The sequence below is a fragment of the Streptomyces sp. SPB162 genome (assembly GCF_029504575.1).
Classification (GTDB): Bacteria; Actinomycetota; Actinomycetes; order Streptomycetales; family Streptomycetaceae; genus Actinacidiphila.
In genome coordinates this window covers 157706-174033 of record NZ_JAQFII010000002.1, presented here as the reverse complement: position 1 = coordinate 174033, position 16328 = coordinate 157706, and the positions used below count along the sequence as shown (strand labels likewise).

At 74.7% G+C, this 16328-nt stretch carries 10 protein-coding genes; 8 read left to right on the top strand and 2 right to left on the bottom strand.

Features of this window, described 5'->3' with window-relative positions; translation table 11 throughout:
* The first annotated feature begins 23 nt into the window (after positions 1 to 23).
* The 3 genes from M2266_RS30755 to M2266_RS30745 are packed head-to-tail and all read left to right on the top strand — an operon-like array spanning position 24 to position 7157.
* Complete coding sequence (locus M2266_RS30755; protein ID WP_277441553.1) at positions 24 to 1784, top strand: fatty acyl-AMP ligase; 1761 nt, start codon at positions 24 to 26, stop codon at positions 1782 to 1784.
* Entirely contained in the window at positions 1777 to 6153 is a 4377-nt protein-coding gene (locus M2266_RS30750) for a beta-ketoacyl synthase N-terminal-like domain-containing protein (RefSeq protein ID WP_277441552.1), read from the top strand. The genes M2266_RS30755 and M2266_RS30750 overlap by 8 nt, the downstream gene beginning before the upstream one ends.
* A complete protein-coding gene (locus M2266_RS30745) occupies positions 6153 to 7157 on the top strand; it encodes an alpha/beta hydrolase family protein (protein ID WP_277441551.1) in 1005 nt (334 codons plus the stop codon). The genes M2266_RS30750 and M2266_RS30745 overlap by 1 nt, the downstream gene beginning before the upstream one ends.
* A gap of 23 nt (positions 7158 to 7180) precedes the next feature.
* Here M2266_RS30745 and M2266_RS30740 read toward each other — a convergent pair whose 3' ends face one another.
* Together M2266_RS30740 and M2266_RS30735 are read right to left on the bottom strand one after the other, a co-directional pair.
* On the bottom strand, positions 7181 to 7990 hold the full coding sequence (locus M2266_RS30740) for an ABC transporter permease (RefSeq protein WP_277441550.1): 810 nt from the start codon (positions 7988 to 7990) through the stop codon (positions 7181 to 7183).
* Positions 7991 to 8014: 24 nt separating this feature from the next.
* Entirely contained in the window at positions 8015 to 8959 is a 945-nt protein-coding gene (locus M2266_RS30735; protein WP_277441549.1) for an ABC transporter ATP-binding protein, read from the bottom strand.
* Between the two features lie 281 nt (positions 8960 to 9240).
* On the opposite strand from M2266_RS30735, the gene M2266_RS30730 reads away from it, so the two are divergent.
* From M2266_RS30730 to M2266_RS30710, 5 genes are all read left to right on the top strand, one after another.
* Positions 9241 to 9402: a hypothetical protein gene (locus M2266_RS30730; protein ID WP_269270599.1), complete on the top strand. Its 162-nt coding sequence runs from the start codon at positions 9241 to 9243 to the stop codon at positions 9400 to 9402.
* A gap of 225 nt (positions 9403 to 9627) precedes the next feature.
* Entirely contained in the window at positions 9628 to 10863 is a 1236-nt protein-coding gene (locus M2266_RS30725; protein ID WP_277441548.1) for a cytochrome P450, read from the top strand.
* 5 nt (positions 10864 to 10868) lie between these two features.
* Positions 10869 to 11735: an HlyD family efflux transporter periplasmic adaptor subunit gene (locus M2266_RS30720; RefSeq protein ID WP_277441547.1), complete on the top strand. Its 867-nt coding sequence runs from the start codon at positions 10869 to 10871 to the stop codon at positions 11733 to 11735.
* On the top strand, positions 11732 to 14080 hold the full coding sequence (locus M2266_RS30715) for an ATP-binding cassette domain-containing protein (protein WP_277441546.1): 2349 nt from the start codon (positions 11732 to 11734) through the stop codon (positions 14078 to 14080). Before M2266_RS30720 ends, M2266_RS30715 begins: the two co-directional genes overlap by 4 nt.
* A gap of 642 nt (positions 14081 to 14722) precedes the next feature.
* A complete protein-coding gene (locus tag M2266_RS30710) occupies positions 14723 to 16327 on the top strand; it encodes an ATP-binding cassette domain-containing protein (RefSeq protein ID WP_277441545.1) in 1605 nt (534 codons plus the stop codon).
* Position 16328: the final 1 nt, after the last annotated feature.

Below are 16328 nucleotides of genomic sequence, written 5' to 3'. Positions count from 1 at the left end.
CGCCCCCACCCCTCTGGAGTCCCATGCCCCCCGCGCGCCCCCTTCCGCTGACCGAGTCCCTGCGCCGCTGGTCCACCGAGCGCGCCACCCAGCGCGCCTTCACCTTCGTCGACTTCCCCACCCCGGACTCGCCGGGCCGGCACCGCAGCCTGACCTGGAAGCGGCTCGACAGCCAGGCCCGCACCATCGCCTGGCGGCTGCGGGCCGACGTGGGCCCCGGCGAGCGGGCCGCGCTGATGCTGCCCCAGGGGCTGGGCTACGTGGCGGCCTTCCTCGGCTGCCTCTACGCCGGGGTGATCGCCGTCCCGCTGTTCAGCCCCGACCTGCCCGGGCACGCCGACCGGCTCGCCGCCGTGCTCGACGACTGCGAACCGTCCTGCATCGTGACCGACACCGCGACCGCCCCCGTCATCGCGGCCTTCGCGTCTGACCACGGGATCCCGCACCTGCCGGTCCTGCGCATCGACCGGCCGGCCGGCGTGCAGCCGCGGCCGGACCAGGACCGGGCGCTGCCGGTACCCGAGCCGGACGACATCGCCTACCTGCAGTACACCTCGGGCTCCACCCGGGTCCCCGCCGGGGTGATGATCAGCCACGGCAACGTCGTCGCCAACGCGGCGCAGGCCGTCGCGGCGTTCGACGCGACCGCGGACGGCAACACCAGCGTCGGCTGGCTGCCGCTCTTCCACGACATGGGCCTGGTGCTGAGCGTCGCCGCGCCCGTTCTGGCGGGCCTGCCGTCGGTGCTCATGGACCCGGTCTCCTTCCTGGAGCGGCCGGTGCGCTGGCTGCGGCTGCTCGGCGGGTACCCGGGCACCATCAGCGCCGCCCCCAACTTCGCCTACGACTACTGCGCCGCCCGCATCGACGCGGAGCAGGCCGCGCCGCTGCGTCTCGACCGCGTCCACGTCATGATCAACGGCAGTGAACCCGTACGGCCGGGCACCGTCGAGCGCTTCCAGCGCGCCTTCGCCCACACCGGACTGCCGCCCCAGGCGCACTGCCCTTCGTACGGGCTGGCCGAGGCGACCGTCTTCGTCACCACCGACCCGCCCGCCGACCCGCCCCGGACGCTGCTCTGCGACCGCGAGGCGCTGGCCGCGGGGGAGATCCTGCCGTGCGCGGACGACGACGCCCTGGCCACCGCGCTGGTCGGTTGCGGCATGCCGGTGGGGCAGGAGCTGCGGATCACGGACCCGGCGACGGGGCTGGTGCTGCCCGAGGACCGGATCGGTGAGATCCGGCTGCGCGGTCCCAACATCGGCCTGGGCTACTGGAAGCGGACCGGCCGCTCGCAGGCGTCCTTCGCCTCCCGCATCCCCGGCGAGGAGGGCGACTGGCTGCGCACCGGCGACCTGGGGGCCCTGCACGAAGGGCGGCTCCAGGTCACCGGGCGGTTGAAGGACCTGCTCATCGTGGACGGCCGCAACCACTACCCGCAGGACCTGGAGGAGACCGTCCAGTCGTCGCTGGACTGCGTGCGCCGCGACCGGCTCGCCCTGTTCACCGTCGCCGCCGACGGCCGGCCCGACGAGGTGGTCGCCGTCGCCGAGCACGCCCGGGACCTCGACGTCACCCCGGAGCTGTGCGCGGCGGCGGAGCGGGCCGCGCGCGCCCGGATCTCCGCCCGGCACGGGGTACGGCTGGCCCGGCTGCTCCTCGTACCGCCCGGCGCGGTGCCGCGCACGTCCAGCGGCAAGGTCTCGCGCTCCGCCTGCCGCGAGCGGTACCTGGCGGGCGCGTACGAGGGCGAGTACGGGAAGGGGGCGGCGGCCGGTGAGTGACGGCGCCGAGGTGGGGGAGCCGGGCTTCGCGGACGAGCTGCGCCGCACGATCGTCTCGCGGCTCTCCCAGTGGTACGGGCTCGATCCGGCGGACATCGACGACGACCGGCCGTTCGCGGAACTCGGCATCACGTCGCGCGACGCGGTCGCGCTCACCGCGGAACTGCGCGCCCTCACCTCCGCCCAGCTGCCCGCGACCCTGCTGTGGGAGGCGCCGACGCTGGGCCGGCTGCTGGCCGTGGTCGAGGCCGCGGAGCGCGAGAGCGGCACCGTGGCGCCGGCCCCGCGGCCGGCTCCGGCACCCACGCCGGGCGCCCGGTCGAGCGCGGTCGCCGTCGTCGGGATCGGCTGCCGGCTTCCGGGCGGGATCACCTCCGCGGCCGGGTTCTGGGACCTGCTCCGCACGGGCGGCAACGCGGTGGGCACGCTTCCCGACGGGCGGTGGGGACCGTTCCTCCCCGACGGCGCACCGCCCGACGGCATCAGTCGCCATGGCGCCTTCCTGTCCGATGTCGCGGGCTTCGACGCCGAGTTCTTCGGCATCTCCCCGCACGAGGCCACCCTCATGGACCCGCAGCAGCGCCTGCTGCTGGAGGTGGCCCGGGAGAGCCTGGACCACGCCGCCATCCCCGCACCCGGCCTGGCCGGAAGCAGCACCGGCGTCTTCATCGGGATCAGCGGCAACGAGTACGCCCAGCTCACCACCGCCGACCTCGACGCGGTCGACGCGTGGACCCCGCCGGGCGCCGCCCTGAGCATCGCCGCGAACCGCCTCTCGTACGCGCTCGACCTGCGCGGCCCCAGCCTCGCCGTCGACACCGCCTGCTCCTCGTCGCTGGTCGCGGTGCACCACGCCGTCCGCAGCCTGGTGTCCGGCGAGAGCGACACGGCCCTCGCGGGCGGGGTGAACCTGCTGCTGTCGCCCGCGTTGACGCTGGCGTTCCAGCGCGCGGGCGCGCTCGCGCCCGACGGTCGCTGCAAGACCTTCGACGCGGCGGCGGACGGCATGGTGCGCGGTGAGGGCTGCGCGGTCGTCGTCCTCAAGCGGCTGGCCGACGCCGAACGGGACGGCGACCGCGTCCTCGCCGTCATCCGGTCCACCGCCGTCAACTCCGACGGCCGCTCCAACGGACTGCTGGCCCCCAACCCCGAGGCCCAGCGCGCCCTGCTGGAACAGGCCCACGCCGAGGACGGCACGGAGGTGGACTACGTCGAGGCGCACGGCACCGGCACCGCGCTCGGCGACCCGATCGAGGCGCACGCGCTGGGGGCCGTGCTCGGCCGGGGCCGCGAACCGGACCAGCCGCTGCTCATCGGCTCCGCGAAGACCAACGTCGGCCACCTGGAGGCCGCGGCCGGCATCACGGGCCTGGTCAAGACGGTGCTGGCGCTGCACCACGACGAACTCCCGCCGCACCGCAACTTCGCGGCCCCCCATCCGCTCATCGACTTCGACGCGCTGGGCCTGCGGGTCGTCGACTCGCCCGAGCCGTGGCCGCGTTACTCGGGGCGGGCCACCGCGGGGGTCTCCGCCTTCGGGTTCGGCGGGACCAACGCGCACGTCGTGCTGGAGGAGTACCGGCCCGTACCGCACCGCGCGCCGGCGGCCGGGGGAGCGCCGCCGGTCCTCGTCCTGGACGCGCTGTCCGCCGCGCGGCTGCGCGAGGACGCGGCGGGGCTCAGCGAGTGGCTGACCTCGCCGGCTGCCCGTGGGGCCACGATCGAGGACGTCGCCCGTACCCTGCACGGCCGCACCGGTCGCGGCCGGTACCGCGCGGCGATCGTCGCGGGCAGCCGCGAGGACGCCGCGGAGGCATTCGCCCGCCTCGCCGCGGGCCGGCCCCACCCGGCGGTCGTCACCGGCGGCCCGGCCACCGGAACCGCCCGGCCCGTCTGGGTGTTCTCCGGCTACGGCTCCCAGTGGCCGGGCATGGCCCGCCGGCTGATGACGGCGGAACCCGCGTTCGCCGAAGCCGTGGACGTGCTGGAGCCCCTGCTGCTCGAACACGCGGGCCTCTCGCTGCGCGCACGGCTGGAACCCGGCGCGGAGCTGTCGTCCCCGTCGGTCGTCCAGCCGGTGCTGTACGGGCTGCAGGTCGCCCTGGCCGGGCTCTGGCGCGCGTACGGGATCGAACCGGCGGCCGTCATCGGCCACTCCATGGGCGAGGTCGCCGCGGCCGTGGTCGCCGGCGCGCTGGACGTCGAGAGCGGGGCCCGCGTCATCGCGACCCGCTCCCGGCTGCTCGACGGCCTGTCGGGCGGGGCGATGGCCGTGGTGGAACTCACCGCGGCGCAGGTGAGCGCGCATGCCGTGACATGGCCCAGCCTGCGGGTCGCCGTGTACTCGGCCCCCGGCCAGAGCGTCGTGACCGGTACGGCGGACGACATCGGCGGACTGATCGCGAGGGTGGAGCGGGAGGGCGGCCTCGCCCGATCGCTGGGAGTCGCGGCCGCCGGGCACTCCCCGCAGGTCGATCCGCTGCTCGGCCCGCTGGCCGAACAGCTCGGCGCCGTGGCGCACACGCCGCCCCGCGTTCCCTTCTACAGCACCGTCCTGGACTCGCCCCGCGAGGCGCCGGTCTTCGACACCGGCTACTGGGTGGCGGGTCTGCGCCGACCCGTGCGCTTCGCGCAGGCGGTCGCCGCCGCGGTGGCGGACGGGCACCGGCTGTTCGTCGAGGTCTCCCCGCACCCCACGCAACTGCACCCGCTCGCCGAGACGCTGCGGGCCTCGGACGCGGCGAACGCGGAGGACACGGCGCTGTTCGCGACGCTGCGCCGCAACGCCGACGACGCCTTCTCGTTCCGGCACAGCCTGGCCGGACAGCTGGTCCGCGGTGTGGCCGTCGACACCGGAGCCCTGCACGGCGGCGGCCGGATCGTGGACGTGCCGAGCGCCGGCTGGCGGCACCGCCCCTACTGGGTGAAGGGGCGACTCGCGGCGCCGCGGTCGCAGGCTCCCGAACCCGCACCTCCGGCGGAGGGCACGGCCGACGAACCGGCGGCCCGCCCCGGCACCGCCGTCGACCGGCTGCGGGAACACGTCGCGCAGGTCATGGGGTACGCGCCGGAGCACATCGACCCCGCGACGCCGCTCACCGAACTCGGGCTCGACTCCCTGATGGCCACCCGCATCCTGGCCGCCGTCGCACGGGACTTCGGCACCGTCGTCGAACCGCGGGTGCTGCTGCGGGGCGGCACCGTCGCCGAGCTCGCCGGCCGGCTGGAATCGTCGGGCGACGACGGGTCGTCGTCCGAGGACGCGTTCGCCGGGGTGCTGCCCCGGGACGCCGCGGAGCGGCTCGTCGCCGGGGCCTGGCAGCGCGTCGCCGGTGGCGGCCCGCCCGGCGTCGAGGACGATCTGGGCCTGCGGGAACTGTCCGCGGAGCGGCGGGCGAAACTGGCCCGGGAGCTGTCCGAGCGCGCCGGATGGGAGGTGCCGGCAGCGGAGCTGCTGCGGGGCCCGGCCACCGTCGCGGGCATCGCCGGGCTGCTGCGCCCGCGTCTGGAGACCCCCGTCAGCGGTCCGCTGCGCGTCCTGCGGGAAGGCGGCCGCCGGCCGCCGCTCTTCCTGATCCATCCCGCGGGCGGCTCCACGGCCGTCTACCGTGCCCTCGCCCGGCGGCTCGGCGAGGACCAGCCCTGCTACGGGCTGGAGCGACTGCCCGGACCCGACGCGGTGCCCGAGCGGGGGGCGGCGTACGCACGGCTCGTCCGCGAGACCCGGCCCCAGGGGCCGTGGCTGCTCGGCGGCTGGTCCTACGGCGGGGTGGTCGCCCAGGAGACTGCGCGGCTGCTGGCCGCCGACGCCCCTGAGGGGAGCGTTTCCGCGCTGATCCTGATCGACAGCGTGCTGCCGCTGCCCGTCCCCGAACTGCCGCCGATGGAGGAGGCCCGCCGCCGGTTCGCGGACTTCGCCGCGTACGTCGAGCGCACCTACGGCAGCCCCCTGCCGCTGCCGTACGAGGAACTCGCGGCGCTCGACGACGCCGGGCAGATCGAACTGGTGGTCAAGGCGCTGGAGCGGGCGGCGGACCTCCCCGCCGCCGTGCTGGAACACCAGCGCACCTCGTACCTGGACCTGCGCAGCGGCGAACGGCACACCCCGCGCCCGTACGCGGGCCGCACGCTGCTCTACCGGGCCACGCGCAGCGCGCCGCACACCGTCCAGGACGCGCGCTACACCCGTACCGACGAGGCGCTCGGCTGGGACGGGTCCTGCCGGGACCTCTCCGTCACGCCGATCGAGGGGGACCACCTCTCGCTGCTCGACCCACCCGCGGTCGACGACCTCGCCGCTCTGCTCACCCGCGACCTGACCCGCGACCTGACCCGCGACCCGAACCCGGACACGACAAGAGGGATCTGATGCACACACAGCGCCGTCGCCTTACGTCCCGCGCCGCCGTCACCGCGGCGGCCATCCTCGCGGCGACCGCCGCGCTGACCTTCGGCCCCGCCGCCCTCGCCCCCGCCGCCGCCACGACGGCCGTCCCGGCCCGCACCGCCCTGGACGGGGCGTCGATCGTCTCCGAGACCTGGCTCGACAGCCGTACCGTCGACCTGCAGATCAACTCCCCGGCGGTCGGCGGCACCGTCGCGACCCGGCTGCTGGTTCCCGCCGGCTGGTCCGCGCAGGCCACCCGCACCTGGCCGGTGCTGTACCTGCTCCAGGGCGCGCACGACGACTACACCTCGTGGACCCGCGAGACCGACATCAAGCAGTTCACCGCGGACAAGGAACTCATCGTCGCCATGCCGTCGTCGGGCCCCACCGGTATCCCCAGCACCTGGTGGAACTTCGGCTCCAACAAACCGGACTACGAGACGTTCCAGGTCACGGAGTTGGTGCAGCTGCTGCAGCAGAACTACCGGGCCGGCACGTCGCGGGCCATCGGCGGGGTGTCCACCGGGGGGTGGGGCGCGATCGCGTTCGCCGCCCGGCACCCCGGGACGTTCAAGGCGGCCGCCTCGTACAGCGGCGTCCTGCACACGACGTTGCCCGGCATGCCGGTCGTCGTGCAGCTCATCGTGAGCCGTGAGGGGCTCCTGCCGTGGGCGCTGTGGGGCTCGCCGATCTTCCAGAGCCCGCTGTGGAACGCCCAGAACCCCTATGCCCTGGCCTCGAAACTGACCGGCACCAGCCTGTACCTCTCCTCCGGCACCGGCGTCGTCGGCGGGAACGGGGAGCTGAGCGCCGAGGCCCTGGAGACCACCCTGTGGCCCGCCTCCCAGAGCTTCGCCGCCCGGCTCAAGCAGCTCGGCATCCCCGCCCAGACCCACTTCTACCTCGGCGGCACCCACAGCTGGACCTACTGGCGCAACGAGTACAAGACGTCCTGGCCGCTCCTTTCGCAGGCCCTGGGGCTGTGACGGGCTGACCTTCGGCGCCTGGTTCAGGCGCGTCGCGGCTCCCAGCGGAACAGGCGCCGGGCGGCCGCCAGCACGGCGGCCGTCCACAGGGCGGTGATCAGCAGGGCGGGGACGGCGGACTGCCAGGTGTGCAGGAAGGAGAGAGCGGCGAGCGGGCCGCCGTTCCAGCTCTCGTGCCCGAAGGTCCGGCCGAACCAGGCGGTGCGCAGCGCCTGCACGACCGGCGTCAGCGGCAGGGCGTGCGCCGGCCCCTGCAGCCAGGAGGGGAGGGAGGAGAGCGGGGTGGCGACGCCCGCGCCGAACATGCACAGCATGAGCACCGGCGTCGCGACCAGCGGGGACGTCTCGGCGCTCGGCGTCAGCCCGGAAAGTGCCACGGCGAGCAGGGCGAAGAGCAGGTACCCCGCGGTCAGCGCGAGCAGCAGCAGCACCGGGTCGGCGGGCGGCGGCGCGTGGAACAGCCCGACCGCGAGGGCGCCCAGCACCGCGGTCTGCAGCAGGACGACGATGCCGGCGGCGCCGATCTGGCCGGCGAAGACCGCGCTGGGCGGCACCTCCGTGCCGCGCAGCCGCTTGAGCACCAGGTCGTCGCGGCGGGCCACGACCGCGTTGAGGAGGTTGACGAAGGACGTGACGAGCGCCAGTCCGATGAAGCCGACGGTGACGTAGCCGGCCGCGCCGATTCCGCCGATCTCCTTGTCGCGCAGCGGGGCCGCGACGAACAGGTCCAGCAGGACGGGGAGCAGGAAGCCGATGAAGGTCGAGCGGCGGTTGCGCCAGAAGACCTTCCAGGACAGCAGGAGCTGGCCGTGGGCGTAACGGGTCCAGGTCATCGGGCAGCCGCCTTGCCGTGGTGTTCACGTGGGACTGGCGCCGCGCTCGCCGGGTACTGCCGACCGGTCGGCCGCCAGGGCGAGGAACACGTCCTCCAGTGAGGCCTGCCGCACCTCGATGCCGTCGAGTTCGACACCGCGTGAGCCGGCCCATTCGTGCAGCACGGCCAGCGCCGGCGCCGTCCGTGCGACGGCGTAGGACACCGCGGCACCCTGGACGGCCAGGTCGGCGCCGGGAAGGCGCGGCAGGTCGGAGGCGGCGGCGCCGGGCGGCAGCGGGAAGGTGATCCGGCTGCGCCGGCCGGAGAGGACCTCGGCGACGGTGCCGGCGGCGGTGATACGGCCCGCGTCCATGATGGCGACGCGGTCGGCGAGCTGCTGAGCCTCCTCCAGGTAGTGCGTCGTCAGGACCACGGTGGTGCCGGCCGCGCGCAGTTCCCTGACGAGCTGCCAGGTGGTGCGGCGTGCCTCGGGGTCCATGCCGGTGGTGGGCTCGTCGAGGAAGAGCAACTCGGGGTCGTTGAGCAGGGCGAGGGCGAGGTCCAGCCGGCGGCGCTCACCCCCCGAGAGCTGGCCGACGCGGGTGCCCGCCTTGGTGTCGAGCCGTACCCGGCCGAGGACGTCGGCGGTGGCGCGGGCCCGCCCGGTGAAGCGGCGCCAGGCGTCCACCGTCTCGCGGACGGTCAACTCCTTGAAGAACCCGCCCTCCTGGAGCATCACCCCGGTCCTGCGGCGGAGCGCGGGCCCGTCCGCGTAGGGATCCAGGCCCAGCACCCGCACGGAGCCCGACGTGGGCGGCCGGTAGCCCTCGACGACCTCGAGGGTCGTGGTCTTGCCGGCCCCGTTGGTCCCCAGCAGTGCGAACAGCTCCCCGCGCCGGACGGTGAAGGAGACTCCGCGTACCGCCTCGTAATCACCGTAGGATTGGCGCAATTCCAGGACTTCTATGACTTCGGGAATTTCTCTCATGCGCACATGGTGCGCGTGACCGGAGAATCTCCGCAAGGGGAAGTGAAGTCATTTTACCCTCCTGAACTGCGACTTCAGAGAATGTGTAAAACGTCATCAGAAAGCTGTATGACATTTTGCAGGTGGTGTTCCTGACTTTCTCCACTGATGTGCGGACGGCACCGGAGTGCATATTTCTCTCATCGCCGGAAGCGGCCGGGAAAACCGGAGGCCGAAAGCGAAGAGGGAAACGGCGGACCGGCCCACCAGGGTCCGGCGCCGTGTATCGAGAGGAGTCGGCCATGGCTGACGACAAGAACATCACCGAGACCGCCGCTGTCGCCGAGACCGAGCAGTTCGACATCGAGGTCGAGGAGCTGGACACGGTCTCCGGCGGCATCAGCGTCAGCTCGCTGCTCTCCGCGGCCTGCCCCGTCTCGTCCTTCAGCTCGGTCTCCAACTGACCTCACGGTCACCGGTTGGCAAGGCCTCCGAGCCTGACGCAGTAGCGGCCGACTGAGGCCGGGCCGGCGGGCGTCCACCGCTCCGCCGGCCCGCCACGGCCGCGGGAATCCGCGCCTCGGTGGGACCGACACGGTCCCACCGGGGCGCCCCTCTTCCCGCACCCGGCACACGACGAATCCAGCCAAAAGACCGCCCGACCCACGGACCGACAAGGAGAACCGGGCATGGAAAGCCTCCGCCACCAGCTCACGCGGTTCATCCAGGACCCGGCCGCGCGACGCGACCCCGCCGGGCTCTACCGGCGGCTGCTGACCGAAGCCCCGGTACTGGACCTGGGACGCGTCCACGTCATCTCCGGCTACGAGGAGATCGTCACCGTCCTGATGCACCCCGGAACCGCGGTGGACCCCGCCGCGATCGGGCTCGACCGCCCCGGTTCCTCCGCGCTGGCCCAGGTACTCGCCCGGACGCTGCCGATGCGGGACGGCGCCGACCACACCCGGCTCAAGCGCCTGGCCACCGCCGCGTTCAGCGCCCGCCGGCTCGCCGAGATCCGCGCCAGGATCGAGACCACCACCGGGGAACTGCTCGCGCCTCTGCTGGCCGCCGGCTCCTTCGACCTGGTCGCCGACCTCGCCGTGCCGCTGCCCGTCGCGGTGTCGTGCGCGATCCTCGACGTGCCGCCCGAGGAGCGCGAGCGGGTGACCGGCTGGGCCGGACTCGTCGCGCGCTCCCTGCTCGACCCCTTCGCCGGAGCGGAGCGGACCGCCGCACTCGACGCGGAGTTCGAGGGGTTCCGCGACTGGGTCGAGGAGTTGTGCGCCGCCCGTGCGGCGCGCCCCGGCAACGACCTCATCAGCCGCCTCGTCCAGGCCAGGGACGCGGGCCGGCTGGACGACGAGGATCTGCTCGCCTTCGTCGTCATGCTGTTCGCCAACGGGCTCGAGACCCTCACCTCCGGCCTCGCGGTCGCGGCCTGGCAGCTGCTGCGGAACCCCGGGCTCGCCGCCGGGATCCGCGCGGAACCGCACACCGCCGAGGCCGTCTTCGACGAGTGCCAGCGACTGGGCAGCCCGGTACGGGCCAGCGCCCGCGGTCTGGGCGGCGACGTACGGGTCGGCGACACCCTGCTGCCCGCCAGACGGGTGGTGCTGCTGCTGTACGCGGCCGCCAACCGTGATCCGCGCCGCTTCCCCGACCCCGATCGATTCGACCCGGCCCGGGCGGAGCGCCGACACCTGGCCTTCGGACACGGGCCGCACCACTGCCTGGGCGCTCCGCTGTCGCTGATGGCCGGCGGAACGGTCCTGGCGCTGCTCGCCGCGGCGGGCGCCGAACGGGAACTGAGCACCCCGCTCGACGAGGGCACCGCCCGCTGGAGCGAGCAGTTCGTCTTCGGCGGGCTGCGGGAACTGCCCGTCGAGGTCAAGCAGCTCACCGCCCTCGGCGCGGGGGTGTGACGGCGATGACGACCACTGTCCCGATCACAGCGAAGACCGTCCCGGCCGTCCCTGACGGAGAACCGCCCGCGCGAGCGGAGCGAACGGATCCGTCCACCCATGCGGTGACGGTCGCCGCCGCGGCCGCCGCGGCCCAGCTCGAACCGGGCCTCGACCGCCCGATCCGTGTCATCGGCGGCCGGCTCGGCTCAGCGCTCGTCGCGCTGGTACTGGCCCTGGGGGCGGGCGGCGCCTGGGTGGGCTGGGGATCGCTCCCCAACACCCTGTCGCTGCCCGGCGTGCTGGCCCACGGTGCCACGCCGGTCCTCGCCCGCGCCGACGTCGCCGGTACGGTGCTCGACCTGCGGGTCCACCCCGGGGACCGGGTCACCCGCGGGCAGCTCCTCGCGCTGCTGCGCACCACGGCGCCCGGCCAGGGCGCCACCATCGAGCTCCGCTCTCCGGCGGACGGCACGGTCGCGAGTGTGCTGACCGCGCCCGGCGGCACCCTGACCGCCGGCGCCGCGCTGCTCGCCCTCGATCCGGCCGGCGAACCGGCCACGTTGCGGCTCTACACCGGTTCCGCCCGGGACCTGGCACGCCTGCGACCCGGCCAGTCCGTCCTGCTGCCGCTGCCGTCCGGGGCGGTGCGCGCCCGCATCACGGCCGTGGACCTGTATCCGGCCCGCGCCGACTCGCTCGACGGCGTGCTGCCGCTCGGCGGGGACGATGTGGGAGCGGGCGCGGATCCGGTCTGGACGATCACCGCCGTGCCGGACGGCGGGCCCGACGCGCTGCCCGCGGCGTACGGCCCGGTGTCCGTGAACGCCTCCGTCGATCTCGGCTCGCGCCGCCCCTACCAGGTCATCCTGGGTACGGGGGCCGGGCGATGAGCCTCGACACCCGAGCCGCGGAGGAACAGCGGGACCGGCAGCCGAAGGTGGTCGCCGCCGCGAACCCTTCCCCTGAACCGAAAGCCGGCCGCGTGCCGCGTCGTCGCCGCCATCTGCGCACGCCCGTCGTTCCGCAGATGGAGGAGCAGGACTGCGGGGCCGCCTGCCTCGCGATCGTCCTCGGCGCGTTCGGCCGCCGCACGACCCTGCACGAGGCGTCCCGCTCCTGCGGTGTCTCCCGTGACGGGGTGAGCGCCGCCGCGGTGGCCCGCGCCGCGGGCCGCTACGGCCTGGTGGCACGGGGCCGCCGGGTGGTGCGGGGCGAGGACCGGCTGCTGGGCCTGGAGGCCGTGCCGGTGCCCTCGATGGTGCTCGTCACCGGACCGCACTTCGCGGTCTTCGAAGGCATCAAGCGCGGCCGGGTCCGCGTCAACGACCCGTCGCTGGGCAGCCATTCGGCGACCCCGGCGGAGTTCTGGGAATTCTTCGCGGGCATCGCCGTCGGCTTCGAACCGGGGCCCGACTTCGAACGCGGCGGCGCCCGGTTCCCGTTCCTGCGGGGACTGCTGTCGCGAGTGCGACCCTACGGTTTCGCGCTGCTGGTCGCCGTGTTGGTCGCGGTGGTGCTCACCGTACCCGCGATGGCCGCCGCGTTCCTGCTGCGGGCCTACCTCACCTCGGTGACGATCGGCGGCACCGGCGCCTGGGCGACACCGCTCGTGCTGGCCACCGGCGGTTCGGCCGCCGCGGTGCTGCTCGGCACCTGGCTGCAGCAGAGCGTCGTCAACCGGGTGCTGGCGCACATGGCGGCCCGCACCTCGACCGGATTCCTGTGGCGCATGCTGCGGCTGCCCGGATCGTTCTTCCACCGCAGGCAACTCGGCGGCCTGGTGACCAGGGTCCAGATCAACGACGGCCTGTCGGCGCTGCTCTCCTACCGCGCCGCCGGGGCGGCGGCCGCGGCCGCCACCGCGGCCGCGCACCTCGCCGCCCTGATCTGGCTGCAACCCCGGCTGGCCCTGGTGCCGGTGGCGGTGGCCGTCATCGACGTCGCGGCTCTGAAACTCGCCGACCGGCGGCGCGGCGGGATGCTGCACCAACTCCACTCCGAGCAGCACAAACGCGACGGAGTGGCCTTCTCCGGGATCTCCGCCATCGAGACGCTGAAGGCCGAAGGCGCGGAGGACTCGTTCTTCCGCTCCTGGTCCGGCTGGCAGGCGCGGGCCATGGACACCGCGCAGAACGTCGCCACCGCCGTGCTCGTACCGCTGTCGCTGCCGACCGCGCTCACCACGGCGGGCACCGCTGCCGTCGTGGTGGCCGGCACCGCGCTGCTGATCGGCGGCAGCGTGACCGTCGGCACCCTGCTGGCCTTCCTGCTACTGCTCAACGGGTTCCTCCTGCCGGTCACCCAACTCGTCGGCACCGGATCCGAGCTGACGATGGCACGGGCGCAGTCCGCGCTCCTCGACGACGTCGAGCTCTCCGAGCCCGACCCGTACCTGACGGCCGTCCTGGACCCGGTGGACGGATCGGCGGGGCCTGTCGCGCTCACCGGTCTGCTGGAGCTGCGGGACGTGTCCTTCGGATACGACCCCAACCGCCCGGCCACGCTGGAGGGCATCTCGCTGACGGTGCGGCCGGGGGAGTGGGTCGCGGTCGTCGGATCGAGCGGCAGCGGGAAGTCCACGCTGGCCCGGCTCGCCGCCGGAGTGCTGCGGCCCTGGACCGGCGAGGTACTGCTGGACGGCGTGCCGCGCGAATCACTGCCCCGCGCCGTGGTGACCAGCCAGGTCGCCTACGTGGAGCAGCGGCTGCGGCTCTTCGAGGGCACCATCCGCGACAACCTCACGCTGTGGAACCCGGCGGCGGACGAGGGCGCCCTGCACCGGGCGCTGGCCGACGCGGAGGCGGCCGATCTGGTCCGCGGCCGCGGCGGCCTGGACGCCGGCCGGATCGAGGAGGACGCGCGGAACCTGTCCGGGGGCGAGCGGCAGCGGCTGGAACTGGCCCGCGCGCTGGCTCTCGACCCTCCGCTGCTGGTGCTGGACGAGGCGACCTCCGCGCTGGACGCACGCACCGAGGCACTGGTCAACACGCACCTTCGACGGCGCGGCGCGAGCTGCCTGGTGCTAGCGCACCGGCTGAGCACCGTGCGGTCCGCCGACCGGGTGGTGGTCCTGGAGGGCGGCCGCGTCGTCCAGCAGGGCACCCCGGCGGAACTGGCCGGGGTATCGGGCCGCTACCGGACGCTGCTGTCCGAGGCCGGTGCGCCCACCGAACCGCCGACCGACTCGCCGACCGACCCGCCGACCCCGAACCGTCCCGTGCAGGAGCAGTCATGACGTCCACTCAGCAGGTGGAGCGCGGCCGGACCGTCGCCGTGACGGCCGCACTGAACGCGACGGCGGCGGCCAACCGCGCGACCCTGGCGGCCGCGCTCGACGGGCTCGCCCCCGCCGCCCGCCGCCCCGGCGTGGAGGGGCCGGTCGTTCCGCTGCCGGACGCCGCCGCCCAGGCGCTCGCCGTCCTGGCGGCCCTCGGCCCCGCGCTGGGGATCGAGGTGCCGACTGAACTGCCCGCCGCGGTGCGCACGGCCCGCGACCCGCTCGTCGCACTGCTGCGGCGGCTGGGCGTGCGCTGGCGACAGGTCACCCTGCCGGCGGCCGCGGACGGCCAGGGTGATCCCGGCGGCACCGCCGGTGTGATGATCGCGTTCGCCTCCGACGACGGCCGCCCGCTGGCCCTCGTGCCGCGCGGCCGCGGTCACCGGCTGTACGACCCGGCGGTCCGGGGGCGGCGGGCGGGGAAGGCGCCGCCAGGCGCCCGCCTGCTCGCGTCAGGCGCTGCTGCTCTACCGGCCGCTGCCGCCCGGCACCCCGACACCCGGCTCGCTGCTGCGCTTCGCGCTCGGCGCCCCCGGCACCCGGCGCGACCTGGCGGTCCTGGCGGGCACTGGGCTGCTCACCGCCGTCCTGACCCTGCTCGTGCCGCTGAGCGCCGGGCTGCTCATGCCGCGCCTGCTGGCCGCCGACGGCCACCCGTTGCGCTGGCTGGCGCTGCTGCTCGGCGCGGCCTCCGCGGCGGGGTTGCTGCTCCTGCTGGTCCGCAACACCGCCGCCGTGCGGCTGACCGGGCGGATCCAGGCGGCGCTGGAGCCGGCCGTCTGGGATCGGCTGCTCACCCATGACGCCCGGTTCTTCCGGGACTTCTCCACCGGCGACCTCGTGCACCGGGCCAACGCGGTGGCCGAGGCACGCCAGGCCCTGTCGGAGGTGCTGGTCTCCGCGGTGCTGGGAGCGTTCTTCTCCCTGTCGGGGCTCCTCCTGCTGCTCACCGTGGACCTGCGGCTCGGCGGGGTGCTGCTGCTCGCCGCGGTCGCGGCCGTCACCGTCCTGCTGCTGCTGGGACGGCGCAGGCAGCGCTATGAATCCGAGGTGTACGCGCTGCACGGCCGGTTGCACGGCGTGCTGTACGGGCTGCTGCTGGGCATCGACAAGCTCCAGACGGCCGGCCGCGAGATCCAGGCCTTCGCCCGCTGGGCCGGCCCCTTCGCCCGGCAGAAGCACGCGGACGCCGCCGCCATGCGCGCCGACGCCGCCTCGGGCGCCGTCACCGCAGCCCTGCAGCCACTGCTGCTCGCGGTGCTGCTGGCGGCTGCCGCCGCCGGAGGCACCGGGAGCGTGTCCGCGGGGCATCTGATGGCGGCCGGTATCGCGGCGGGTCAGGTGGCGCTGGCGCTCGGCCAGCTGACCCACGCGGCGGCCACCGCGTACGGCATCGCGCCGGTGCTCGACCGGCTGCGGCCGGTGCTCGCGGCGCCGGCCGTCCCCGACTCAGGGCCGCACCGCCGCGATCCGGGCGTGCTGGGGGGCGCGGTCGCCCTCGAAGAGGTGACCTTCCGCTACCCGGGCGCGGCGGTGCCGGCCCTGGACCGGATCAGCCTGCGGGCCGACGCGGGCGAGTTCGTCGCCGTCGTCGGACCGTCGGGCGCCGGAAAGTCGACACTGATCCGGCTGATCCTGGGGTTCGACACCCCCGAGTCCGGCACCGTGCGCCACGACGGACAGGATCTCGCCACTCTCGACCTGCGCCTGGTGCGGGGCCAGTTGGGAACCGTCCTGCAGAACGGCCGGACGCTGCGCGGCAACCTGCTGGAGAACCTGGCGGGCACCGACCCCGACGTCACCGAGGACGACGTCTGGGCCGCCGCGGAACAGGCCGGCATCGCCGCGGAACTCCGGGCCCTGCCGCTCGGCCTCGGCACCCGCATCGGGGAGGACGCCCAAGGGTTCTCCGGCGGCCAGATCCAGCGCATCCTGCTCGCCCGCGCGCTGGTACGGCGCCCGGCCGTGCTGCTGCTCGACGAGGCGACCTCCGCCCTCGACAACGCCACCCAGACCCACGTCGCCGACGCGGTGGCCGCCCTCGCCACCACCCGCGTCGTCATCGCCCACCGGCTCAGCACCATCCGCCGGGCCGACCGCATCCACGTCCTGGACGCCGGGCGGGTCACCGCCTCGGGGACCTACGACGAACTGCTCGACCACGACCCCCTGTTCACCCGCCTCGTCCGACCCCAGGAGATCTGAG